Below are 21,512 nucleotides of genomic sequence, written 5' to 3'. Positions count from 1 at the left end.
GCGGGGATTTGCGAAAACGATTGAAAGAAATGAACGTCAAGGATAGTCCGCGCAGCGGACAAGCAGCCGAAGCTGACTTCGGGGAATTGCATCACCTAAACGAGGCCTGGCTAAAGGCCGGCGCGCACTATACCGGAATTACTCAAAAAAGGGAGTTTTTTTTATCGGAAAAGTCCGCTGAACAGCCGATTGTCACGGGCTTTGCAGAGACTTGGGCGGCGCGCTATTTTGCTCAGGCCCGGCACTGCGGGTCAGAACGCTTAAACGGTTCACCTTTATTCTCGAAACCGCTCCTGCAAACGCCCCCTTTGCTAGCCGAGGACAGTCTCAATGAATCCGCCCAATGCCAACTGTGTCAGTCGCCAAGCACTCGGTCATCTGTTTCTCATTGGCCTGGACCGGGTCGCCAAGCGCAACGCCTTCGATCTTGAACTGCTGAATCAACTGAGCCTGGCCTACGGCGAATTCGAAGCCAGCCCCCAAGCGCGGGTGGCAGTGGTGTTCGCCCATGGCGAGCACTTTACCGCCGGACTGGACCTGGCCAATGTCGGCGCCGCCCTGGCCCAGGGCTGGCAGGCACCACCCGGCGGTTGCGATCCCTGGGGCGTGTTCGCCGGGCCACGGGTGAGCAAGCCGGTGATCGTCGCGGCGCAGGGCTACTGCCTGACCATCGGTATCGAATTGATGCTGGCCGCCGACATCAACCTCTGCGCCAGCAACACCCGCTTTGCCCAGATGGAAGTGCAGCGCGGGATCTTTCCCTTCGGCGGCGCAACCTTGCGCCTGCACCAACTGGCAGGCTGGGGCAACGCCATGCGCTGGCTGCTCACCGGCGATGAGTTCGATGCCCATGAGGCACTGCGCCTGGGGCTGGTGCAGGAAGTCATGGCCAGCGAAGACCTGCTGCCGCGAGCCATCGAACTGGCCGAGCGCATTGCCCGGCAGGCGCCACTTGGGGTCCAGGCCACGCTGCAGTCGGCACGCCAGGCGCGGCTGGAGGGGGAAACCGTGGCGGCTCAGGGCCTGCCAGCGCTGGTGCACAAGCTGATGAACAGCGACGACGCCAGGGAAGGTGTGCGGGCCATGCAGGAAAAACGCCCGGGGGAGTTCAAGGGCTGCTGAGCCAGCGGCTAGCCGGTTGCCCCCATCGCCTGCCGCCGACGCCGGAATCGGGCGGCAACAGGCTTGCAAAGGCTCAGGTCGCCGGGCGCAGCGCCTTGATCAGCGGCTGCAGCGAATACCCCAGGCGCGGTGCCAGCGTCTCGGCGCGATCAATCAGCGCCGGCAGGTCCAGCTCCTGGTCCAGGTCGGCCGGGATGATCAGGATCACGTTGCCCTCCTTTACCGGCAGCTCCCAGTAATGGCGGTGAAAGAGCCCGCGCAACAACGCCGCGCCCAGGGGCTTGCCGTCATCGGTGGCCCATTGGTTGATCACCAGCCAACCGCCGGGGTTGAGGCGTTTCTGGCAGTTTTCCAGGAAGCCCCAGGCCAGATGCCCGACCCCCGGACCGACATCGGTGTACAGGTCGACGAAGATCAGGTCGGCGGATTCGGCACTGTCCAGCAACTCCAGGGCATCGCCGACTCTTATATAGAGCCGTGGATCGTCATCCAGCCCCAGGTATTGGATGGCCAGGCGCGGCACATCCGGACGCAACTCGATGGCCTCGACATCTTCCAGGGGCAGGAACTTCAGGCAGGCCTGGGTCAGGGTCCCGGCCCCCAGACCGAGAAACAGCGCGCTGTCCGGGGCCTCATGGCACAAGGCCCCGATCAGCATCGCCCGGGTGTAGTCGTACTCCAGCCAACTGGGGTCGGCGGTGAACACGCAGCTTTGCTCGATGGCATCGCCGAATTCGAGAAAGCGGTAATCCGCCACTTCCAATACCCGGATCATGCCGAACTCGTCGTGAACTTCGGCGAGCACACGCTCGACGCGCTCCTCAGTCATTTCATCTCCTAGTCGCGCAAGCCAAGAACCTTGCCGGCGCGAGAAACCAACCACTCGGCAGCGAGCGGGAAAGGCGCGATTGTCGGCCAAGCAAGAGGAGCAGGTCACGTACTAATTTACTGCTAACATGCCCCTCCCACCGTAAAGCACTCGAGTCCGTGATGAGCCAACCCTGGAGCCCTGACAGCTGGCGCGCCCTGCCGATCCAGCAACAACCCCACTACCCCGACGCAGCGCACCTTCTACAGGTCGAGCAGGCCCTGGCCAGCTATCCGCCCCTGGTGTTTGCCGGGGAAGCCCGAGAGTTGCGCCGTCAGTTCGCCGAGGTGACCCAGGGCCGCGCCTTCCTGTTGCAAGGCGGCGATTGCGCCGAGAGCTTCGCCGAGTTTTCCGCGGCAAAGATCCGCGACACCTTCAAGGTGCTGCTGCAAATGGCCATTGTCATGACCTTTGCCGCCGGCTGCCCAGTGGTCAAGGTTGGCCGCATGGCCGGTCAGTTCGCCAAGCCGCGCTCGGCCAACGACGAAACCATCAACGGCGTGACTCTGCCGGCCTACCGCGGCGACATCGTCAACGGTATCGGTTTCGATGAGAAAAGCCGGGGGCCGGACCCGGACCGCCTGCTGCAGTCCTACCACCAGGCCACCGCCACCCTCAACCTGCTGCGGGCCTTCGCCCAGGGCGGTTTCGCCGACCTGCACCAGGTGCACAAGTGGAACCTGGACTTCATCGCCAACTCGGCCCTGGCGGAAAAGTACAGCCAACTGGCCGACCGTATCGACGAGACTCTGGCCTTCATGCGCGCCTGCGGCCTGGACACTGCGCCGCAACTGCGCGAGACCAGCTTCTTCACGGCTCACGAAGCGCTGCTGCTCAACTACGAGGAGGCCTTTGTCCGCCGTGACAGCCTGACCAACGACTATTACGACTGCTCCGCCCACATGCTCTGGATCGGCGACCGTACCCGGCAGTTGGACGGCGCCCATGTGGAGTTCCTGCGAGGGGTGCACAACCCGATCGGGGTCAAGGTCGGCCCAAGCATGAACACCGAGGAACTGATCCGCCTGATCGACATCCTCAACCCGAGCAACGACCCAGGCCGCCTCAACCTGATCGTGCGCATGGGCGCCAACAAGGTGGGCGATCATCTGCCGCGACTGATCCGTGCGGTGGAAAGCGAGGGCAAGCAAGTGCTCTGGAGTTCGGACCCGATGCACGGCAACACCATCAAGGCCAGCAGCGGCTACAAGACCCGGGACTTCGCGCAGATCCTCACCGAGGTGAAGCAGTTCTTCCAGGTGCACCAGGCCGAAGGCAGTTATGCCGGCGGTATCCATATCGAGATGACCGGGCAGAACGTCACCGAGTGCATCGGCGGGGCGCGACCTATTACCGAAGACGGCCTGTCGGACCGCTATCACACCCACTGCGACCCGCGGATGAATGCCGATCAGTCGCTGGAACTGGCGTTCCTGATTGCCGAGACCCTGAAACAGGTCAAGCGCTAAGCACGCTTTCGCCGGCAAGCCCGCTCCTACCAGGCGGATGTAGGAGCGGGCTTGCCCGCAACGCTCTTCACCCCAGCACCTCACGCAGGCGTTGCGCACCATCACGCTGGCAATTGAGCTGAATCTGTTCCAACCCCAGCCAGTCGGCCATCTTTCGCAATTGCAGGGCCAATGCCCGGACGCCCTCTTCGTCCAGACCGAATGGCTCTTCATGCACCGCATGCACCGCCAGACGCCCCTGGGTCCGCTCCGCCCGCAGGTCGACCCGGGCGGCAATCCGCTCGTTGTGCAAAAACGGCAGCACGTAATAGCCATAGACCCGCTTGTGCTGAGGCGTGTAGATCTCCAGGCGGTAGCGGAAATCGAACAGCCGCTCGGTGCGGCTGCGCTCCCAGATCAGGGAATCGAAAGGTGACAACAGCGCGCTGGCTTCGACCTTGCGCGGCACCCGCGCCTCGGGCAGGCAATAGGCACTTTGCTTCCAGCCCTGGACCTCACAACGCATCAGTTCGCCGGACTCGCACAACTCGGCAAGCCGCGCGCGACTATCGCCGGGATCGAGGCGAAAGTAGTCCCGCAGGTCCTTTTCCGTGGCCACCCCCAATGCCCCGGCCGCCTGCAGCAGCAACCGGCGCTGGGCCTGGGCTTCCTCCAACGGCATCTGCTGGAGGATCGCCGCCGGGATCACCCGTTCCGGCAAGTCATACAGGCGCTCGAAACCGCGACGGCCGGACACCGTCACCTCACCGGCGGCGAACAGCCATTCCAGGGCATGCTTTTCATCGCTCCAGTCCCACCATGGGCCGGCCCGTTGTTCGCGGGTGGAAAGGCTGCCGGCCCCCAGCGCGCCCTGCTCCTCCACGGCCGCCAGCACCCGGCGCAGAGTGGCCTGGCGTTCCTGGCCGAAACGCGCCAGTTGCGAGTAGATACCCTGCCCCTGGCGTGCGCGCTGCATGCGCCAGCGCATCAAGGGGTACATGGACATCGGCAGCAGCGAGGCCTCATGCCCCCAGTACTCGAACAAGGTGCGCTGGCGCCCCTGGCTCCAGGCGGCCTGATCGAGCAACTGCTGTGGATAACTGCCAAGACGGGAAAACAGCGGCAAGTAATGGGCGCGCACCAGGGCGTTGACCGAATCGATCTGCAACAAGCCCAGGCGCTCGATCTGCTGATTGAGTCGGGAGGCCTTGATAGAGGCCGGCGGCTGGCGCCCGCCGAAGCCTTGGGCGGCCAGCGCCAGCCGGCGTGCCTGCTTGAGCGAGAAAGAAGGTAGTGCGGGCATGGGCGTCTCCTTGTCTGCCCGCACGCTAGCGCACCCTGGCCCGGCTTGTGTAGTGGCCAACGGGTTATTTGTGCATTGGGTCGTCCCAGAACGGGCGGACCGCTTCATGCTCCACATCCGCCCGGCTCAGCCCCAGGTCATGCAGGGCCGAATCGCTCAGGCCGGCAAGCATCCGGCGCTCCTGCGCCAACGCGTGCCAGCGGACCACCTGGCGCCATAGTGCACGTAACGACAACGCCTGAATTGGCAGTTTGTGAACCAGCAGATAACCCTTTTGCGCTTTCATGATCCTGTCCTCCAGTGGGGATGAACACAGTCTCTTCCCCGAACAAGGATCAATCCAACGAATGTTTCTTATGCAATACATCTCAGGTTTTGATGCCTTGATTCCTCGCCGACGTTTCCAGGGTGCGCTTTCAGATCCGGTAATCCCCCGGCCAGCCGCCCAGTGGGTCGCGACCGAAACCATCGAGGCTGGCCGCCGCCGACTCTTCACAGGCCAGCAGGCTGTAGCCGCCAAGATCATCGGGTAGCGGCAGAGCCGAAGGAGGGGTCAGCACAATGGACGGGTGCAGTTGCCCGAGCAACTCTTGCACCGTGCTGCTGACTGCGGGCCGGGCGCCGTTGATGGCCAGCACCGCCGCCTGCGGGGTCAGGGCTTCGGCAAGGACGGTGTAGCCATGGTTGCTGCAACTGACCGGCAATCGGTGTTCCTGGCGCTGTTCCTCGATGACTCGGGCCGGCTGCTCCTCCACCGACAGGACCACCCCGCAACAACCGGTTGCAGCAATGATCCGCGCATTCGGGTAGTGGTTTCGCAGGCTGGTGTAGGTGGACTGCTTGCCGGTGAGCACAATCAGGCCATCGCGCCCATGAAACTGCCGCACCAGCTCTGCCGAGGATTCCTCGCTGACCCGCAGCCAGTCCTGTACGCCAAGCACGGCCGCCAACTCGGCAATCACTGCACTGGCCTCTTGATAACGGTCGTCACGCACCGACACCGTGGTGGGTATGCCCATCAAGGCAAAGGGCGCGGCACGGCGGATTGCATGCAGGCAAAAGCCGTAATAGGGCAGCAGGCACAGGACTTCCTGGCCATAGCCGTGGACCGCCCCCTGGTCATCCAGGCTCTCCTTGGCGCGAATCAGCCCCCAGCGAAACAGCGACAGGAGCTCGCTGTGCAGTACATCGCGCCATTTCTCCAGGGCCATCCTGGGTTCCGGCAAGCGTCGGGCCAGGGCCTCGAAGTCATCACGTTCGAACAGCAATTGGTGCAACGGCGCCAGGGGCTCCAGGCTCTGGAAATAGGGCTGGTTCATGTTGCGCTCCAGCCCTGGCGTTGCAGCACCGCGTCCTTGCCGGTGCAATAGTGCTGGCGAATGCCATCCAGAAAGCTCCAGGCCAGCGATGGCAACATGGCCGCGCGGGCCACCGAGTCGTGGCCCACCTCGCCCCGCGCCAGCAGGTACTCGATATTGAGCGACGGCCGCTGATCGTGGCCCAGTTCGTCATCCAGTTCATCATGGGCTGCCATGGCCCGCAGCAACGCTGCGCAACGCGGGTTGTTGGCGGAAACCTGGGAGTAGAAACGCAAGTGACGATCATCGCCACGGCATTCGCTCAGGCTCTTTTGCAGGTAGGTCGAACCGATCAGGTAGCCCTTCCAGTCATGCCGTGCCAGGTCGCTGAGATAACCGACAAAGGCCGTGGTGGTCGGCAAGGGCCGCATCGCTTGCGGGCGCCGAACTCCCAGCTCGCGCAACCTGGGCTTGAGGATATCGCAGTGGGTCAGCTCATCCTGCAAGTGCTGCAACAGGTTCTGGCGGATTCGCGCATCCTGGCAGGCGGCGATGGCCGGGCTGACATGCCGGGTAGCCGAAGCCAGGTAGTGATAGTTCTCCAGCATGTAGCCAATGATCAGCTCATCCGTGCAGCCATCGGTCATCTGCTGCCAGAGGGCGTGGCCGTCCACCGACACCAGCCAGTCGGTGGTCATCTGCTCGATGGCCAGTACACTGTCGGCGCCGAAGCTCTGGCCGTTGAGCAACTGCTCATGGACCTGGCTGATCAGCGCGCCAAAAGGCGTCGGGCTCATGACCAGTTGCGACATCCGCTGCCCCAGGGCATAGCAGGACGCGACGACGGTATCCGCCGGGTTGTCATCGCCGGACCGCTCGCCGTTGATCAGGCTCATCACGCTGGAGGGCCAGACTGGCAAGCCCTGGAAAATCTCCACCTCCTGGGGTGAATCGACAGCGTGCAACAGCGGGTCTAGCCCCTCCTCGGCCACCAGTTGCGCGGCGGTGACGATGGAGCTGGCACACCCCTGCTCCAGCGCGGACAGCCAACGGTAGATCATCTCGCTCAGGCTGCAGACGGCATTAAGCACAGTGGCCACCGCCGGCGCGGGGTGACAATCCTGGGTGCGCACTGCCTTCTTCCAGTTGTCCGAATGCCCGTACTCGAGGTCGGTGGCGAAATGGCCCAGGACCTTGTCCGTGGCCTTGCGGCTCAACAGGTTGTGGCCCACCAGCAGTTCATGCCAGCCCAGCACCGCCTCCTGTTCCACCGAGGAATGCTCCATGAAACCGGAGCAGGCCGCCGACACCAGCTCGCCCATGGCCGCGATCTGCCGGGACAGGTGAATCCATTCCAGGGTCGCGGGCAAGGGCCGAGCCAGCCTGACCATGTCGCCGGAACAGCCGATCAGGTCCAGGGCTTCATTGAAGAACTGCGCATGGTCCCACTCCTCCAGCGCATGCTTGGACAGCATCAGGGAAATCGGCGACAACCCTATGCCCGGACTGACCGAGGGGCACATCCTCGACGCCGCGGCAGCCAGGTAATGCCGGGTTTCCAGGATATAGGCATACAACGCGGCTTGATCGCCCTCTCTTATCTTTCTCCAGATCGGGTGACCATAAACAAACTCTTCTGCGGCGGTATATTGCTCGTTCAGCAGAAAGATAACTTCCTCCGCCGTAAATTGGCTTCCCAGTGTCGACAAGTTGAGACTCTGGGCTATGCGCTCGACAATGAAAGCGTTATCACTGAGTGTCGAAACGGGGGCTTCCAGACACCCCAGCAGCAGTATCGAGTGGTTACCGATAGTACTACGCGCTAAAAATGGAGGGCTGCGCAACGGTTCAGATATATCGATATGATTAGTTCGAGTAGTGAGGTCCATTTCTGATCCTGCCCTCCAAAGTATTAGCGTTATTTACTCGACGATGGCTGCCCTAAGTTGCTTCGCCGCCTTCTCCGTGCGCTCCACCAGGCCTACCAGCGCCTTGAGGTCTTCAGGCGCCAGCTTGCCGGCTTTGAGCTTGGTCTTGAGCTGTGTCAGCTCGGCGGTGGTTGGCTCACTGTGTTCCGCTTTCACGTTCATGAAAGGACCCTCCAAAGTTGGTCACAATCCCAGTACAGACCATCTGTACATGGCAAACGCAACACTAGTATCGGAAGTTTCTTTAGGCAAACTCAAACAACCATAAAGTTGACCATTAATCGGCATATGGGATATTCAGGCATTCTTATCGCGCAGCGAAATTAGCAATCGGCAATCTATAGCCAACAACCGGCAAACTTTCCAACAACTTATAGCCATCGCCGATAACTCTTATTACCAATACGTCATCCGCAATAAAAGTTAGAGAGCAAACCAATAAACCTGAGATCATTCATTAGCAGGCAGAGCATCAATTACCCACCCCACTACTTGAACTGGATGAGCACTACCGACACTCTGTGTATCCAGCACTCCCTGCTGCAATTGCCCAATGCTACTGATCAGGAGGAAGCGTCATGAGAGACATGCTGAGCGTGGACTGGTCGCGTATCCCGGCTCCCCAGGACGATGGTGCAGCCCGCCACCTGCAAGGCCTGCACTTACCCAGGCTGTTGCTGCCCTCCACCTCGGGTGCAGCGGTCGACCTTTCGGCCTTGCCCGGCAGAACCCTGGTGTATGTCTATCCGCGCATGGGACGGCCGGATTTGCCACTGCTGGAGGGCTGGGACATGACGCCCGGCGCCCGCGGTTGCACTCCGCAATCCTGTGGCTTTCGCGACCTGACACAAGAGCTCGCAGCAGCCGGGGTGGACAAGTTGTTCGGCCTGTCAAACCAGGACAGCGCCTATCAGCGCGAAGCCGTCGAGCGGCTGCACCTGCCGTTCGCCCTGCTCTCCGATGCCCAGGGGCAACTGAGTGAGGCTCTGGCGTTGCCGGTATTCGAGTTGAACGGAAGCCGCTTTCTGAAACGCCTGACCCTCATTCTCAAGAGGGGGCGGGTCGAACAGCTGTTCTATCCGGTGTTTCCACCGGACCAGAATGCCCGGCAGGTGCTGGCCTGGCTGCAGGCCCAAGGATAAGGGTGACGCGGCGATCCTTCGGGGAATAAGATCAAGCCCAGGAATACCTTCCACCTCATGCATCTCAGGATTTGATCAATGTCCCAGTTCCCCAGCATCGACACCGAAGTGCTGCGCACCTTCGTCGCCATTGCCGATGAAGGTGGATTCACCCGGGCCGGGGAGCGGGTCAACCGCACCCAGTCAGCGGTGAGCATGCAGATGAAGCGCCTGGAGGAGGATGTGCTGCAGCGCCAGCTATTCCAGCGCGATGGCCGCCAGGTCAAGCTGACCGCCGAGGGGCAGGTGCTGCTGGGCTATGCCCGGCGCATCCTGAAATTGCACAGCGAGGTGTTCAACACCCTGCGCGAACCGCACATGGTGGGCCTGGTACGCATCGGTACGCCGGATGACTACGTGATGCGCTTTCTGCCGGGGATCCTCTCGCGTTTTGCCCAGAGCTATCCGCTGATCCAGATCGAGGTGCACTGCGAGTCGAGCAAGCAGTTGCTGCAGCGCCAGGACCTGGACCTGTCGATCGTCACCCGCGAGCCGGGCAGCGAAATCGGCCAACTGCTGCGCAAGGAGCGCTTCGTCTGGGCCGTGGCCCAGTGCTTCACTCCCCATGAACAGACGCCCCTGCCCCTGGCGATGTTCAACAGCGACTGCTTCTGCCGGCTATGGGCCTGCAATGCCCTGGACGCCGCCGGCCTCGACTATCGGATTGCCTACAACAGCTCCAGCCTGGCGGCGATCATGGCGGTGGTCAGCGCTGGGCTGGCGGTTACCGCGCAACTGGAAAGCCTGATCACCCCGGACATGCGCATTCTCGGCGAGAACGAAGGGCTGCCCCAGTTGCCGGAAGCCAGCATCATGCTGCTGCGCAACCTCAACACCCCTTCGCCGATCACCGAGTGTCTGGCGGAACATATTGTCGAAGGCTTCAAACTTTGAAGGCCAGCATCACCGCACAGATCGCCAGAAAACCGCAGAACAAGGCACGCAGCAGTCGCTCGGGCAAGGCATGGGCGACCTTCACTCCCCAACTGATGCTCAACAGGCCACCTGCGGCCAGGGGCAGGCCGATCATCCAGTCCACCTGATGGTGAAAGCCATAGGTCACCAGGGTCACGCCGGTACTGGGCAGGGCCAATGCCAGGGACAAGCCTTGCGCCACTACCTGGGAAGTACCGAAAACACTGGTCAGCACCGGCGTTGCCACCACCGCACCACCGACCCCGAAGAGCCCGCCCATGGCCCCGGACGCAGCGCCAAGCACCCCGAGCCACGGCCAGGGATAACGCATCTGCGCACTGGCCGGGGCGCTGGCGATGAACATGCGCAACAAGTTGTAGGCGGACAGCACCAGCAGAAAGACGACAAAACCGATGCGCATTTTCTGCGCGTCGATACCCACGGCCCAGATCGACCCCAGCCAGGCAAAACAGAAACCCATCAGCGCCAAGGGCAAGGCATGGCGCAACTCGATACGGTTGCGCTGGTGATAGCGCCACAGCGCCAGCATCACATTCGGCACCACCATCACCAGCGCCGTGCCCTGGGCAATCTGCTGGTCCAGGCCGAACAGCACACCCAGCACCGGAATCGCGATCAGGCCGCCGCCAATACCGAACAACCCACCGACCGTGCCCAGGGCCGCGCCCAACAACAGATACATCATCAACTCGATCAAAGCCGCTCTCCTTACCTCAGGCCTTGCATGCTACGCAGTCCGCCCTGGCACGGAAACGCACAGCAGCGCACAATGGCTTTGCCGATTTCGCACAAGCGAGCTGACCATGAACCCCAATACCCTCACCGAACAACTTGGGCTGTTTCTGGATGTACTGGAGTCGGGCAGCTTCTCTGCCGCGGCTCGCCGTCATCCGCTGACTCCTTCGGCCGTGGCCCGGCGCATCGACAGCCTGGAAAGCGCCGTGGGCACCACCCTGTTCATGCGCACCACCCACGCCGTGGTGGCCACCGCGGCCGGCCAGGCATTTGCCGAACGAGCCCGGCGCATCGTCGCCGAACTGCAACTGGCCCGGGCGGAGGCCGTCTCCTTGAGCCATGCGCCGGAAGGCCTGATCCGCATCGACGCCCCGGCCGCCTTCGGCCGCCGCCACCTGGCGCCGGCCATTGCCGATTTCCTGGCGCTCTACCCGGGCCTGGATGTGCAGTTGCACCTGATCGACAGTTTCGTCGACATGCAGGGCTCCCACCTGGGCAAGGTCGACCTGGTGCTGCGCGCCGGGCAGCGGGTAGATACCCGGATGGTCGCCACCTCCCTAGCCAGCATCGTGCGGATCGCCTGCGCCAGCCCGTCCTACCTGAAAAGCCGTGGCACCCCGACTCACCCTGCCGAACTCAGCCAGCACGATGGCCTCGACTGGGACGGCCTGGCCCCTCTGTTCGCCTGGCGCTTTGAACTCGACGGCCAAGTGCAAAGCCATCGCCCGCAACGCATCCGCCTTGGCGCCAACAATGCCGAAGCCCTGCTTTCCGGGGCTCTGGCCGGCCTGGGCATCGCCCACCTGCCCACCTGGCTGGTGAGCGAATACCTGCTGCGGGGGGAACTGGTACCGCTGTTCTGCGACGCCGGCCTGCCCAAACCGGAAACCGCCGGCATCTATGCGCTGCGCATGGAGCAGCACCCCAATGCTCGCAGCCGTCTGCTGCTGGAATACCTGAAGAGCCGTTTCAGCCCGATTCCGCCCTGGGACCTGGCACTGCAGAGTGCAATGGGCTAACCCAGGACGAAAATTGTCTAGCGCATTAAAGACTCGCCCGCTAGATTCATGACCATCAACGATCAAGGCATTTACCATGACCACCGAGCAGTCTTCCCAGCCCCCTTGCGATCACTTGTTGCTGGACAACCAGGTGTGTTTCGCCCTGCACTCCACCTCACTGCTGATGACCAAGGTGTACAAACCGCTGCTGCAGAAGCTGGGGCTGACCTACCCGCAGTACCTGGCCATGCTGGTGCTCTGGGAACAGGACAGGCTGACGGTCGGCGAGATCAGCCAGCGCCTGTTGACCGATCCCGGCTCCCTGACCCCCTTGCTCAAGCGCCTGGAGGCCGAGGGCCTGCTCAGCCGCACCCGCAGCCGTGAGGACGAGCGTGTAGTGATCGTCGAGCTGACTGAACAAGGCCGCGCTCTGCGCGAGCAGGCCCGGGATATTCCACAGTGCATCCTGGGCGCCAGCGGCCGGAGCGTGGAGCAACTGCAACAGTTGCAAGCGGACCTGCAGGTACTGCGTAGGCATTTGCAGGACAGCCTCTGAGGTAGCCCTGGCGCCTCCACCCGCCAGGGACGACAGCCGTCTTTAACAAAAAAATATCTTGTTTTAAATCAACGACCTGGCCTTGATTTTGAGCATAGGGCGAGTTTTGTCGAATCATTTATCTTGCGCACTAAATATTAGCGCGATACATTTATTTCGCACTTACTTGGCGCGCAAACAATTAGCGCAAAAATCACCAGCACGAGGTTTTCCACCATGCAGACTCTCTACACCGCAGTTGCAACCGCCACCGGTGGCCGTGACGGCCGCGCGGTTTCCAGCGATCACATCCTCGACGTCAAGCTGGCCACTCCCAAGGAGCTGGGCGGTGCCGGCGGGCAGGCGACCAACCCGGAACAACTGTTCGCCGCCGGCTACTCGGCCTGCTTCATCGGCGCCCTGAAGTTCGTCGCCAGCCAGAGCAAACGCAAGATCCCGGACGACGCCTCGATCACCGCCCACGTTGGTATCGGCCAGATTCCTGGCGGTTTCGGCCTGGACATCGACCTGCATGTCAGCCTGCCCGGCCTGGCCCAGGACGAAGCACAAAGCCTGGTGGATGCGGCGCATCAGGTCTGCCCTTACTCCAATGCCACCCGTGGCAATGTCGAGGTGCGCCTGCACGTCAGCGTCTGAAAGGCCAAATCCCAGGCATAAAAAAGCCCGACTCAAGGTCGGGCTTTTTCATCTGCAAAGGCGAACCAGGTTTAAACCTTGGCGCGGCCTTTGTAGGAACCGCCTTCGCGGGTATCGATCTCGATCCAGTCGCCGATCTCGATGAAGTCAGCAACGCTGAGCTCAGTACCGTTTTTCAGTTTGGCAGGCTTCATGACCTTGCCCGAAGTGTCGCCGCGAGCGGAACCTTCGGTGTAGTCAACCTGGCGCACGATGGTGGTCGGCAGGTCAACGGAAACCAGACGGTCGTCGAAGAACACGGCTTCGCAAACGTCAGTCATGCCTTCTTCGATGAACGGCAGAACCGCTTCGATGTCTTCAGCGTTCAGCTCGTACATGGTGTAGTCAGTGGTGTCCATGAACGTGTAGGTGTCGCCGCTGATGAACGACAGGGTCGCTTCTTTGCGATCCAGGATCACGTCGTCCAGCTTGTCGTCCGCACCGTAAACGGTTTCGGTCTTGTAACCGGTCAGCAGGTTCTTCAGCTTGGTCTTCATGATCGCGCTGTTACGACCCGACTTGGTGAATTCAGCTTTCTGAACCAGCCAAGGATCGTTGTCGATACGGATCACGGTACCGGGTTTGAGTTCTTTACCAGTTTTCATTGCGAATATCCGAATTTGGATGGGATTTACAAAAATCTAGGCCGCGTATCATATCCAATTTAGGTAAAACTGCACCAGCGCTGCGGCAAGATCGGCCTGCAAGCCTTGTTCCAGACACCATTGTTCGGCGTGTGCGGAGACTTCCGGCCAGTGCTGCAGCAGGTTTTTCCAGGCTTCGGCCATCTGCGCCTCGGTATTCCAGGCCCGCCACAAGGCCAGAACCGCGGCCTTGGCAGCGGGCGAAAGAGCCTGGGTATACAGCGCGAGAAAGGCTTCGAGCTTGTCCAGGTGGGTGTCTTCGTCCTGGCGATAGATATGCCAGAGCATCGGCCGCCCGGCCCATTGTGCCCGCACGAAGGAATCCTCCCCCCGCACCGCATTGAAATCGCAGCACCACAGCAAGCGGTCGTAATCCTCCTGGCGCACAAAAGGCAGGACCTGGACAGTCAGGGACTGGCGCACCTGCAGGCTGCCAACGGCCAGCGACTCGACGCCCAGCCAACGCTGGACATCACCCAGGATGCGTCCTTCGGGCACCAGCAGGTGAGTCGGCTGGACGTCACTCGCCAGGGCCTGGAGCCAGCTGCCAAGGCCGGCGTTTTCATAGGCGAACAACGACATCAGCCGTGCACCGGCGGCGGGCGCGACCCGCAGCCCCTGGAGAAAGTCCACCTGGGCCTGGCGATCAGCCTGGAAATTCCGCCGCTGCTCGAGCAGTCCAGCCTCGCGCAACAAACCTCCCGTACCGGCCTTGAATCCGGGAAAGAAGAAGTACTTCTGCACCCCGCGAAACTTCACCGAAGGCAGTCCGTGACACCCGCCAACCCAGTCCTCTGCGCTCAAATAATCCAGGTTCAACCACAACGGCGCACGCTCACGGTCGGCCATTGCCTCCATGTAGCCATGGGGCAACTGGCAGGCAAAAGCGGCGATCACCACATCGGCAGCCGCTTCAGCCGGCCACTCGGCGGGCCAGTGCCGCACCTCGACGCCATCCTGGAACTGGCGTGCCTGCCGGGCATCGATCTGCGGGCAGATCCTTTCGAAAGCCCGCAGGTCATCGACCCACAAGCGCACCACGCACTGATGCTCGGCCACCAGTTGACGAGCCAGACGCCAGGTCACCCCAATATCACCGAAGTTATCGACCACGCTGCAAAAAATGTCCCAGGAGGCTTTCATTCCAGTCCTCGATTGGCAAAGGCGCCGATTGTCCGCATAAATGCGCCTGCGCAGAAGGGCCAACCTCGATTAATCTTCGTGCGACAATCAGCCCTCGCCCACTACTGCCCGCCCGGAGGCAACCATGCCCCATCGCCCGCCCGCCCGTCGCCCCTTGCGCATCAGGTTCAATGCCCTGGCGCTCTGTGCCAGCATCGCCCTGGGCCTGTGGCTGGGCTTTCTGGCAATTGCCCTGACCTGCTGGCTGGCCATGCATTTTCTCTTCAGCGAGCAATTGGCGCCCGTGACCCAGGCCGTGCAGCAATTGGCCAAACCGCCAGTGGCCACGCCAGAACCGCCCAACCGACTGTTCGAGCAGTATCAGGAAAACCTGCGCAAGAACGAAGAGGCGCAATCTCTGGAGAACGCCCGCAGCAACCCGCGCAACCTGAACAATCCCAAGTGCCAGTTCTGGCTGCAGCAGGACCAGACGGCACCCAACGACAAGAGCCGGGCCAATGTCCTGCAATTCTGTAATTGATCATGAATAAACAGTCTGTCTGCCAACTGATTCTGCAACAGCTTCAGGATGACCTGGAGATTGCCGTGCGCGCCGCCAAGACCGCCTACGAAACCGCCACTCACGAAGAGAATATTGCCGAGAACAAGTACGACACCTTAGGACTGGAAGCTTCCTACCTGGCGGCAGGCCAGGCTCGGCGGGTGGAGGAAATCCGCCTGGCCCTGAATCTTTGGCAAAATCTGCCCCTGCGTCCCTACGACGCTCGATCCGGGATTCAAGTCGGCACGCTACTGGGGCTGGAAGATGCAGACGGCCACGAGCAATGGCTGTTCCTGGGGCCCGATGGAGCAGGACTGAAAGTCCATGTGGTGGGCCAACTGGTGACCGTCATCACCCCGCGCTCCCCGCTGGGCAACAGCCTGCTGGGCAAGTTCGAGGAGGATGAGGTGGAGATCGTGGTGGCCGGCACTCGGCAACAGTTCACTGTCACCGAGGTCCGGTAATCGAGGGCAGTATCAGTGGACCGGCAGTTCGACACCGTCGAACAGTTCTTCCAGCTCCTGCTTGTTATGGCACTGAATTGCCTTGGCCATGACTTCGCGGGTGAGGTGCGGGGCGAACTTCTCGATGAAGTCGCACATGAAGCCGCGCAGGAAAGTACCGCGACGGAAACCGATCTTGGTGATGCTCGACTCGAACAGCTCACTGGCATCCAGCACCACCAGGTCGCTGTCGAGCTTGGTATCGACCGCCATCTTGGCCACGATGCCTACGCCCAGGCCCAGGCGTACATAGGTCTTGATCACGTCGGCGTCAGCGGCAGTGAACACCACTTTGGGCGTCAGGCCGCGATGACTGAAGGCTTCGTCGAGCTTGGAGCGACCGGTGAAACCGAATACGTAGGTGACGATCGGGTACTCAGCCAGGGTTTCCAGAGTCAGCTTCGGCAACTTGGTTAGCGGGTGGCCTTGAGGCACCACCACGCAACGATTCCAGCGGTAGCAGGGCATCATCACCAGATCACCGAACAGTTCCAGTGCTTCGGTGGCAATGGCGAAATCCACCGTGCCGTCGGCGGCCATTTCCGCGATCTGCATCGGCGAGCCCTGATGCATGTGCAGGGCCACGTCCGGGTACTGCTTGATGAAGCTGCTGATCACCGGCGGCAACGCATACCTTGCCTGGGTGTGGGTAGTGGCGATGGACAGGGTGCCTTTCTTCTCGTTGGAGAACTCCTGGGCAATCTGTTTGATGCTCTCGACTTTGCGCAGGATCTCGCCTGCCGTGGTGATGATCCGCTCACCTGCCGGGGTCACGCGGGTCAGGTGCTTGCCGCTGCGGGCAAAGACTTCGACCCCCAGCTCGTCCTCCAGCAGACGGATCTGCTTGCTGATACCCGGTTGCGAGGTGTAAAGGCTTTGCGCGGTAGCGGAGACGTTGAGGTCGTGGTGCGCCACTTCCCAGATGTAGCGCAATTGTTGAAGCTTCATATGAATCCCTCAAAGCAGGTAGACGCCACGGGTATCAGCGACGGTATATAACTATATTAATGGTCAGGAGAATAAATCTAGAACTTTTATTCAGAATTTTCCATTCCGCCTTCAGACATCCTCCTGGCGTCGACGCTGTACCAGAGGCACCAGGTAAACCGGCACTTTGGCCAGCTGCAAAACCCGCGCTGCCGTACGCCCCAAAGGGGTTTGCGCTCCGACCCCGTGGCTGTGACTTCCTACGATCAGCAAATCCACCGAGAGTTTCGCCGCCTGGTCCAGAATCACCTGGGACGGATCCCCCTGAAGGACCCGCACCGACTGGATCAAGGTCAGGTCCTGCAAGCCCTCCCCCAACTCTTCGCGAAAGCTGTCCAGCACCCGCTGCTCGATATTGGCCATCACCGTGCTCAACCCCTGGCGATGAAACTCGTTCAGCGATTGCTCATCCAGGTAGCTCTGCAGCACCGATTCGGCGAACAGTCCCATGGGTTCCACGGCGTGCACTACATGTAAGTCGGCATTGAACGTTCGAGCCAGTTCCAGGGCATGCTGCATTACAAAAGGCGCATACAGACCGAGGTCGGTGGCATACAGCATCGAACGAATCATATGACCTCCTCAACTGCCAATACGGCGGAGATTGATTCAGCTTAGCAGTGCCTGGAACTGTGGGAGGTTCGACGCCAGCCCCTGAACTTGAAGGCTCAGGTTCTGGCTTCGTTGCTGATGCCGTGGGGAACATGACCGGTGGCGACTACCTCGCGCGCCAATTCGCAATGACCAGCCTGGTCGTCGAAAAACACATCGGCGGCGAAGGCTTCGAGGAAGGCGGCCTTTTCCAGCCCGCCAAGGAACAGCGACTCGTCGAGGCGGATATCCCACTCGCGCAAGGTGCGGATCACCCGCTCGTGAGCCGGTGCCGAGCGCGCGGTGACCAGGGCGGTGCGGATCGGGCAGGCGTCGTTGGGAAACTCGCCCTGGAGCAGGTTGAGCGCCGCCAGGAATCCCTTGAACGGTCCGCCCGGCAATGGCTCCCGAGCGGCTTGCCGCTCACTGGCCTGGAAGGCTTCCAAGCCGCCCGACTGGTAGACCCGCTCCGAGTCATCGGAGAACAGTACGGCGTCACCGTCGAAGGCAATGCGCAACTCGCCGTTCTCGGCACGCCGAGCGCCGCCGGAGAGGATGGTCGCGGCGGCGAACCCGGCCTCCAGCGCACTGCGCACATCTTCAGCATGCGTGGAGAGAAACAAGTCGCAGCCAAAAGCCGCCAGATAAGGGTAGGGACTGCGCCCGCCAACGAACGCGGCGCGGGAAATGGCCAGGCCGTAGTGCTCGATCGAGTTGAAAACCCGCAAGCCGGTGTCGGCACTGTTGCGCGACACCAGCACCACCTCGACCCGTGCTCGCCCCAGGCTGGCATTCAGGCTGAGCAGCTTTTTCACCAGGGGAAATGCATCGCCCGGTTCGAGTGTCTCTTCCTCATGTTCGATCTGGTACTGCCGATAGGCCTCGACCCCCTGGGCTAGATAGACCTTGTGGCTGTCGCTCAGGTCGAACAGCGCCCGTGACGAAATCGCCACCACCAGTTTGCCATCCAGGCCCTTGGCCATATTCCGTCCCCTTCAGGTGATGAGCTCAGCTCAAGCGTGATGCCGGTCGATGAAACTCAAGGCCTGGTACAGCGCCCGGATTTTCGGCAACTCACACCCTGCTGCCCGCGCCGCCGCCAAAGGAGCGGCATAGATAGCCGCCAGCTCCAGGGGCCGCTGGTGCAGAAAATCATGGTACATGCTCGGCCAATAGTCGGGCATCTGTTCGGTGGACTTGAACAGCTGCTGTGCATACACCGCCAGGATCTCGTAGCCGCAGGCCGCTGCGCCCTGCAGCACTTCCTCCATAAGGTCCTGAATCAACTCGCGACTGCCGGGATCAGCCATCAGCGGCGTAGTGCTGGCCTTGAGCAGCACCGACAAACCGTTGTACGGCACATTCCACACCAGCTTCTGCCAACGAGCCTGATGCAGGTTGTTCATGGCCTGGGAAGCGATCCCGGCCTCGCGAAACAGTGCCGCGCCCTCCTCGACAATGGCCTGGCTTAGACCCGGCTCTGCGCTGGCTGGACCGCTGTGATAGCCCAGGTTCACAGCTCCGAGGGCCTGATGCTCGATCTGCCCCGGACCGGCGCGATGCACACAGATAAAGCACAGCCCTCCCAACAGGTGCAGCGACTCGGGAAGCACCGCACGCAGGCTGTCCTCCACGTCCAGGCCGTTTTGCAATACCAGGATCCTGGCATCGGGGGCCGCTGCCTGGATAAGCGCCGGAGCCAGTTCGACATTGCTGGTGGTCTTGGCCCCCACCAACAGCCAGTCACAGGGCGGCATGTCTTCGGCACGGGCATAGGCCTGCACCGGCTTCAGGCTCAACGCCCCATGCTGGGCACTGTTGAGATGCAGGCCCTGTTCGACCACGGTCGAATATTCGCTGCGCAATAGAAAGTGCACATCGAAGCCGGCTCGGGCCAGCATCACGCCGTAAAAACCTCCGATCGCTCCGGTCCCGATAATGCCCACACGCGGTTTACGGCCTGCATCCATCAAGGCAACTCCTCTGGTATTCGGTTAAGCGCCTGACGCAAGTTTGCAATGAGCTCCACTTGCGTCAACCGCGACTGCAGAGCGCCATGAAACTCGCCATTGCGCACCACAAACAGGGCGGGCAGGTGAAATACCTGATAACGCTCCACCGCACCGCCGTTCTCGCCCGCATCGATCCAGCACAAACGATCGACCGGCAGCTCAAGAGCGGGCAGTTGCGCCCGCGCCCAACGACAGCCGGAACAGCCAATACTGGTGAAAACCACCAGAGAAACGCCGTCCAGGCTCAGCAATTGCTGGTCGATATCGAAGTCGGTCAGTTCCAATTCGACCACTATACTGGGGGAGACAATGTCAATTGGACGACACTTGGAGCCTGCGGTCATGGGACGTTTTCTGCCTCATCCTGATGATGTTCCGGTTGAACTGACTCTGCGCCAGTACGCCTGTATCTCGCACCAGCGGTTGCACACTATCAGCCTCGGCGGTATGGCATGCAATTACCATCGGGCCTGGCGCCGCGGCACGGCGCTGGAGGTCTATATGCCGACGCTGGGCGAGAATGCCCGCTACAACGGTTATGTCGCCTGGTGCCTGAAACGCAAGCGCGGCTACCTGGTGGGCATCGCCTTCGTCGATGAGCAGACCCTGTTCGGGGCACGCATGGGTGAGCAGGTGTGCCAGATCGCCCGCTACTGTCGCCTGCATGAACCGCAAAGCGAACAGCAATGCATCGAAGCACTGGCCCTGGACTGGGTCGAGCAGCATGCCCAGGACTATTCCGAAGACAGCGTGCACCAGGCTTTTATGCAGCCATAGCCCAATAAAACCGCCGCCTGCCCATTGTAGAGTCACCGGGTAACGCGCTAAGGTTCCGCTCCCCGACGCGCTCAAATCCGCTGTGCTCCGCCGCGCGGGGATCGCTGGCGGCCGGCACCCGTGACCTGACGAGTAACACGATGGCTGATTTACCGATCAACGACCTTAACGTCGCCTCCAACGAGACCCTGATCACCCCTGATCAACTCAAACGAGACATCCCGCTGAGCGACACCGCCTTGCGCACCGTGACCAAGGGTCGCGAGGTCATTCGCAATATCCTCGACGGCACCGACCATCGTCTGTTCATCGTCATTGGGCCCTGCTCGATCCACGACATCAAGGCGGCCCACGAATACGCCGAGCGGCTCAAGGCCCTGGCGGCGGAAGTGTCCGATACCCTGTACCTGGTCATGCGGGTCTACTTCGAAAAGCCCCGGACCACTGTCGGCTGGAAAGGCCTGATCAACGACCCCTACCTGGATGACTCGTTCAAGATCCAGGACGGCCTGCACATCGGCCGCCAACTGCTGCTGGACCTGGCTGACATGGGCCTGCCCACCGCCACCGAAGCGCTGGACCCGATCTCCCCGCAGTACCTGCAGGACCTGATCAGCTGGTCGGCCATTGGCGCGCGTACCACCGAATCCCAGACCCACCGGGAAATGGCCTCGGGCCTGTCCTCGGCAGTAGGTTTCAAGAATGGCACCGACGGTGGCCTGACCGTGGCGATCAACGCCTTGCAGTCGGTTTCCAGCCCGCACCGTTTCCTCGGGATCAACCCACAGGGCGGCGTGTCGATCGTCACCACCAAAGGCAACGCCTACGGTCACGTGGTGCTGCGGGGCGGCAACGGCAAGCCCAACTATGACTCGGTCAGTGTCGCGGTCTGTGAGCAGGCGCTGACCAAGGCCAAGATCAAGCCGAACATCATGATCGACTGCAGCCATGCCAACTCCAACAAGGATCCGGCCCTGCAGCCTCTGGTCATGGAGAACGTCGCCAACCAGATCCTCGAAGGCAACCAGTCGATCATCGGCCTGATGGTCGAGAGCCACTTGAACTGGGGCTGCCAGGCTATTCCGAAGGACCTCTCGGAACTGCAGTACGGCGTCTCGGTCACCGATGCCTGCATCGACTGGGAAAGCACCGAGAAGACCCTGCGTGGCATGCATGCCAAGCTCAAGGACGTTCTGCCGAAACGCAATCGCAGCTGATTGTTTTCGACGGACACAAAAACGCCGGGCCAAGCCCGGCGTTTTT

General features: G+C 61.5%; 25 protein-coding genes. 11 read left to right on the top strand and 14 right to left on the bottom strand.

What is annotated here, in order from left to right; translation table 11 throughout:
• Window positions 1-330: 330 nt before the first annotated feature.
• Window positions 331-1,122: a crotonase/enoyl-CoA hydratase family protein gene (locus tag U873_RS0105055; RefSeq protein WP_025127196.1), complete on the top strand. Its 792-nt coding sequence runs from the start codon at window positions 331-333 to the stop codon at window positions 1,120-1,122.
• Between the two features lie 73 nt (window positions 1,123-1,195).
• On the opposite strand, the gene U873_RS0105050 is transcribed toward U873_RS0105055, so the two are convergent.
• A complete protein-coding gene (locus tag U873_RS0105050) occupies window positions 1,196-1,951 on the bottom strand; it encodes a spermidine synthase (protein WP_025127195.1) in 756 nt (251 codons plus the stop codon).
• 161 nt (window positions 1,952-2,112) lie between these two features.
• Between U873_RS0105050 and U873_RS0105045 the strand changes: the two genes are divergently transcribed.
• Complete coding sequence (locus U873_RS0105045) at window positions 2,113-3,459, top strand: class II 3-deoxy-7-phosphoheptulonate synthase (protein WP_025127194.1); 1,347 nt, start codon at window positions 2,113-2,115, stop codon at window positions 3,457-3,459.
• A gap of 67 nt (window positions 3,460-3,526) precedes the next feature.
• On the opposite strand, the gene U873_RS0105040 is transcribed toward U873_RS0105045, so the two are convergent.
• From U873_RS0105040 to U873_RS36890, 5 genes are all read right to left on the bottom strand, one after another.
• Window positions 3,527-4,741, bottom strand: a complete 1,215-nt coding sequence (locus U873_RS0105040; protein ID WP_025127193.1) for a winged helix-turn-helix domain-containing protein — start codon at window positions 4,739-4,741, stop codon at window positions 3,527-3,529.
• Between the two features lie 64 nt (window positions 4,742-4,805).
• Window positions 4,806-5,027 carry a DUF1127 domain-containing protein gene (locus U873_RS0105035; protein WP_025127192.1) on the bottom strand — a complete coding sequence of 74 codons (222 nt, stop codon included), beginning with the start codon at window positions 5,025-5,027 and terminating at the stop codon, window positions 4,806-4,808.
• 130 nt (window positions 5,028-5,157) lie between these two features.
• Window positions 5,158-6,060, bottom strand: a complete 903-nt coding sequence (locus U873_RS0105030; protein WP_025127191.1) for a hypothetical protein — start codon at window positions 6,058-6,060, stop codon at window positions 5,158-5,160.
• Window positions 6,057-7,616, bottom strand: a complete 1,560-nt coding sequence (locus U873_RS0105025; RefSeq protein ID WP_177330231.1) for a hypothetical protein — start codon at window positions 7,614-7,616, stop codon at window positions 6,057-6,059. The genes U873_RS0105030 and U873_RS0105025 overlap by 4 nt, the downstream gene beginning before the upstream one ends.
• Window positions 7,617-7,961: 345 nt before the next feature.
• Window positions 7,962-8,129 (bottom strand): hypothetical protein, encoded by a 168-nt coding sequence (locus tag U873_RS36890; protein WP_177330230.1) that lies wholly within the window; start codon window positions 8,127-8,129, stop codon window positions 7,962-7,964.
• A gap of 416 nt (window positions 8,130-8,545) precedes the next feature.
• Here U873_RS36890 and U873_RS0105015 point away from each other — a divergent pair, with 416 nt between their 5' ends.
• Window positions 8,546-9,109 carry a peroxiredoxin gene (locus U873_RS0105015; RefSeq protein ID WP_025127189.1) on the top strand — a complete coding sequence of 188 codons (564 nt, stop codon included), beginning with the start codon at window positions 8,546-8,548 and terminating at the stop codon, window positions 9,107-9,109.
• 78 nt (window positions 9,110-9,187) lie between these two features.
• Window positions 9,188-10,042 (top strand): LysR substrate-binding domain-containing protein, encoded by an 855-nt coding sequence (locus U873_RS0105010; protein WP_025127188.1) that lies wholly within the window; start codon window positions 9,188-9,190, stop codon window positions 10,040-10,042.
• Here the strand turns inward: U873_RS0105010 and U873_RS0105005 are convergent.
• The gene (locus U873_RS0105005; protein WP_025127187.1) at window positions 10,032-10,781 is read right to left on the bottom strand and encodes a sulfite exporter TauE/SafE family protein; all 750 of its coding nucleotides are present in this window, start codon (window positions 10,779-10,781) and stop codon (window positions 10,032-10,034) included. The genes U873_RS0105010 and U873_RS0105005 overlap by 11 nt on opposite strands.
• A 106-nt stretch (window positions 10,782-10,887) precedes the next feature.
• Here U873_RS0105005 and U873_RS0105000 point away from each other — a divergent pair, with 106 nt between their 5' ends.
• From U873_RS0105000 to U873_RS0104990, 3 genes are all read left to right on the top strand, one after another.
• Window positions 10,888-11,838: a LysR family transcriptional regulator gene (locus U873_RS0105000; RefSeq protein ID WP_025127186.1), complete on the top strand. Its 951-nt coding sequence runs from the start codon at window positions 10,888-10,890 to the stop codon at window positions 11,836-11,838.
• Between the two features lie 76 nt (window positions 11,839-11,914).
• The gene (locus U873_RS0104995) at window positions 11,915-12,376 is read left to right on the top strand and encodes a MarR family winged helix-turn-helix transcriptional regulator (RefSeq protein ID WP_025127185.1); all 462 of its coding nucleotides are present in this window, start codon (window positions 11,915-11,917) and stop codon (window positions 12,374-12,376) included.
• Window positions 12,377-12,592: 216 nt separating this feature from the next.
• Window positions 12,593-13,012, top strand: coding sequence for an organic hydroperoxide resistance protein (locus U873_RS0104990; protein ID WP_025127184.1), 420 nt, complete (start codon window positions 12,593-12,595; stop codon window positions 13,010-13,012).
• 71 nt (window positions 13,013-13,083) lie between these two features.
• On the opposite strand, the gene U873_RS0104985 is transcribed toward U873_RS0104990, so the two are convergent.
• Window positions 13,084-13,656: an elongation factor P gene (locus U873_RS0104985; protein WP_025127183.1), complete on the bottom strand. Its 573-nt coding sequence runs from the start codon at window positions 13,654-13,656 to the stop codon at window positions 13,084-13,086.
• Between the two features lie 48 nt (window positions 13,657-13,704).
• The gene (gene earP, locus U873_RS0104980; protein ID WP_025127182.1) at window positions 13,705-14,838 is read right to left on the bottom strand and encodes an elongation factor P maturation arginine rhamnosyltransferase EarP; all 1,134 of its coding nucleotides are present in this window, start codon (window positions 14,836-14,838) and stop codon (window positions 13,705-13,707) included.
• Between the two features lie 124 nt (window positions 14,839-14,962).
• On the opposite strand from earP, the gene U873_RS0104975 reads away from it, so the two are divergent.
• Window positions 14,963-15,358: a hypothetical protein gene (locus U873_RS0104975; RefSeq protein ID WP_025127181.1), complete on the top strand. Its 396-nt coding sequence runs from the start codon at window positions 14,963-14,965 to the stop codon at window positions 15,356-15,358.
• Between the two features lie 2 nt (window positions 15,359-15,360).
• The gene (locus tag U873_RS0104970; RefSeq protein ID WP_025127180.1) at window positions 15,361-15,843 is read left to right on the top strand and encodes a GreA/GreB family elongation factor; all 483 of its coding nucleotides are present in this window, start codon (window positions 15,361-15,363) and stop codon (window positions 15,841-15,843) included.
• Window positions 15,844-15,855: 12 nt separating this feature from the next.
• Here the strand turns inward: U873_RS0104970 and cysB are convergent, their stop codons facing one another.
• The 5 genes from cysB to U873_RS0104945 form a co-directional block, all read right to left on the bottom strand.
• Complete coding sequence (gene cysB / locus U873_RS0104965) at window positions 15,856-16,830, bottom strand: HTH-type transcriptional regulator CysB (protein ID WP_007931387.1); 975 nt, start codon at window positions 16,828-16,830, stop codon at window positions 15,856-15,858.
• A gap of 111 nt (window positions 16,831-16,941) precedes the next feature.
• Window positions 16,942-17,442 carry a universal stress protein gene (locus U873_RS0104960; RefSeq protein WP_025127179.1) on the bottom strand — a complete coding sequence of 167 codons (501 nt, stop codon included), beginning with the start codon at window positions 17,440-17,442 and terminating at the stop codon, window positions 16,942-16,944.
• A 95-nt stretch (window positions 17,443-17,537) separates the two neighbouring features.
• Window positions 17,538-18,443, bottom strand: coding sequence for a 5'-nucleotidase (locus tag U873_RS0104955; RefSeq protein WP_025127178.1), 906 nt, complete (start codon window positions 18,441-18,443; stop codon window positions 17,538-17,540).
• A gap of 30 nt (window positions 18,444-18,473) precedes the next feature.
• Window positions 18,474-19,430, bottom strand: a complete 957-nt coding sequence (locus U873_RS0104950) for a putative 2-dehydropantoate 2-reductase (protein WP_025127177.1) — start codon at window positions 19,428-19,430, stop codon at window positions 18,474-18,476.
• On the bottom strand, window positions 19,430-19,816 hold the full coding sequence (locus U873_RS0104945; protein ID WP_025127176.1) for a co-chaperone YbbN: 387 nt from the start codon (window positions 19,814-19,816) through the stop codon (window positions 19,430-19,432). The genes U873_RS0104950 and U873_RS0104945 overlap by 1 nt, the downstream gene beginning before the upstream one ends.
• Between U873_RS0104945 and U873_RS0104940 the strand changes: the two genes are divergently transcribed.
• Window positions 19,815-20,249, top strand: a complete 435-nt coding sequence (locus U873_RS0104940) for a PilZ domain-containing protein (protein WP_025127175.1) — start codon at window positions 19,815-19,817, stop codon at window positions 20,247-20,249. The genes U873_RS0104945 and U873_RS0104940 overlap by 2 nt on opposite strands.
• A 140-nt stretch (window positions 20,250-20,389) precedes the next feature.
• Entirely contained in the window at window positions 20,390-21,466 is a 1,077-nt protein-coding gene (locus tag U873_RS0104935; RefSeq protein ID WP_025127174.1) for a 3-deoxy-7-phosphoheptulonate synthase, read from the top strand.
• Window positions 21,467-21,512 lie beyond the last annotated feature (46 nt).

This window comes from Pseudomonas sp. PH1b, assembly GCF_000633395.1.
Taxonomy (GTDB): domain Bacteria; phylum Pseudomonadota; class Gammaproteobacteria; order Pseudomonadales; family Pseudomonadaceae; genus Aquipseudomonas.
The sequence above is the reverse complement of the archived record's forward strand: the minus strand, read 5'-3'. Positions and strand labels throughout refer to the sequence as shown.

Excerpts from the sequence above, each read along its gene's own strand:
- U873_RS0105055 (WP_025127196.1), top strand. The coding sequence starts at position 331 with ATGAATCCGCCCAATGCCAACTGTGTCAGTCGCCAAGCACTCGGTCAT.
- U873_RS0105050 (WP_025127195.1), bottom strand. The coding sequence starts at position 1,951 with ATGACTGAGGAGCGCGTCGAGCGTGTGCTCGCCGAAGTTCACGACGAG.
- U873_RS0105045 (WP_025127194.1), top strand. The coding sequence starts at position 2,113 with ATGAGCCAACCCTGGAGCCCTGACAGCTGGCGCGCCCTGCCGATCCAG.
- U873_RS0105040 (WP_025127193.1), bottom strand. The coding sequence starts at position 4,741 with ATGCCCGCACTACCTTCTTTCTCGCTCAAGCAGGCACGCCGGCTGGCG.
- U873_RS0105035 (WP_025127192.1), bottom strand. The coding sequence starts at position 5,027 with ATGAAAGCGCAAAAGGGTTATCTGCTGGTTCACAAACTGCCAATTCAG.
- U873_RS0105030 (WP_025127191.1), bottom strand. The coding sequence starts at position 6,060 with ATGAACCAGCCCTATTTCCAGAGCCTGGAGCCCCTGGCGCCGTTGCAC.
- U873_RS36890 (WP_177330230.1), bottom strand. The coding sequence starts at position 8,129 with ATGAACGTGAAAGCGGAACACAGTGAGCCAACCACCGCCGAGCTGACA.
- U873_RS0105015 (WP_025127189.1), top strand. The coding sequence starts at position 8,546 with ATGAGAGACATGCTGAGCGTGGACTGGTCGCGTATCCCGGCTCCCCAG.
- U873_RS0105010 (WP_025127188.1), top strand. The coding sequence starts at position 9,188 with ATGTCCCAGTTCCCCAGCATCGACACCGAAGTGCTGCGCACCTTCGTC.
- U873_RS0105000 (WP_025127186.1), top strand. The coding sequence starts at position 10,888 with ATGAACCCCAATACCCTCACCGAACAACTTGGGCTGTTTCTGGATGTA.
- U873_RS0104995 (WP_025127185.1), top strand. The coding sequence starts at position 11,915 with ATGACCACCGAGCAGTCTTCCCAGCCCCCTTGCGATCACTTGTTGCTG.
- U873_RS0104990 (WP_025127184.1), top strand. The coding sequence starts at position 12,593 with ATGCAGACTCTCTACACCGCAGTTGCAACCGCCACCGGTGGCCGTGAC.
- U873_RS0104985 (WP_025127183.1), bottom strand. The coding sequence starts at position 13,656 with ATGAAAACTGGTAAAGAACTCAAACCCGGTACCGTGATCCGTATCGAC.
- earP (WP_025127182.1), bottom strand. The coding sequence starts at position 14,838 with ATGAAAGCCTCCTGGGACATTTTTTGCAGCGTGGTCGATAACTTCGGT.
- U873_RS0104975 (WP_025127181.1), top strand. The coding sequence starts at position 14,963 with ATGCCCCATCGCCCGCCCGCCCGTCGCCCCTTGCGCATCAGGTTCAAT.
- U873_RS0104970 (WP_025127180.1), top strand. The coding sequence starts at position 15,361 with ATGAATAAACAGTCTGTCTGCCAACTGATTCTGCAACAGCTTCAGGAT.
- cysB (WP_007931387.1), bottom strand. The coding sequence starts at position 16,830 with ATGAAGCTTCAACAATTGCGCTACATCTGGGAAGTGGCGCACCACGAC.
- U873_RS0104960 (WP_025127179.1), bottom strand. The coding sequence starts at position 17,442 with ATGATTCGTTCGATGCTGTATGCCACCGACCTCGGTCTGTATGCGCCT.
- U873_RS0104955 (WP_025127178.1), bottom strand. The coding sequence starts at position 18,443 with ATGGCCAAGGGCCTGGATGGCAAACTGGTGGTGGCGATTTCGTCACGG.
- U873_RS0104950 (WP_025127177.1), bottom strand. The coding sequence starts at position 19,430 with ATGGATGCAGGCCGTAAACCGCGTGTGGGCATTATCGGGACCGGAGCG.
- U873_RS0104940 (WP_025127175.1), top strand. The coding sequence starts at position 19,815 with ATGGGACGTTTTCTGCCTCATCCTGATGATGTTCCGGTTGAACTGACT.
- U873_RS0104945 (WP_025127176.1), bottom strand. The coding sequence starts at position 19,816 with ATGACCGCAGGCTCCAAGTGTCGTCCAATTGACATTGTCTCCCCCAGT.
- U873_RS0104935 (WP_025127174.1), top strand. The coding sequence starts at position 20,390 with ATGGCTGATTTACCGATCAACGACCTTAACGTCGCCTCCAACGAGACC.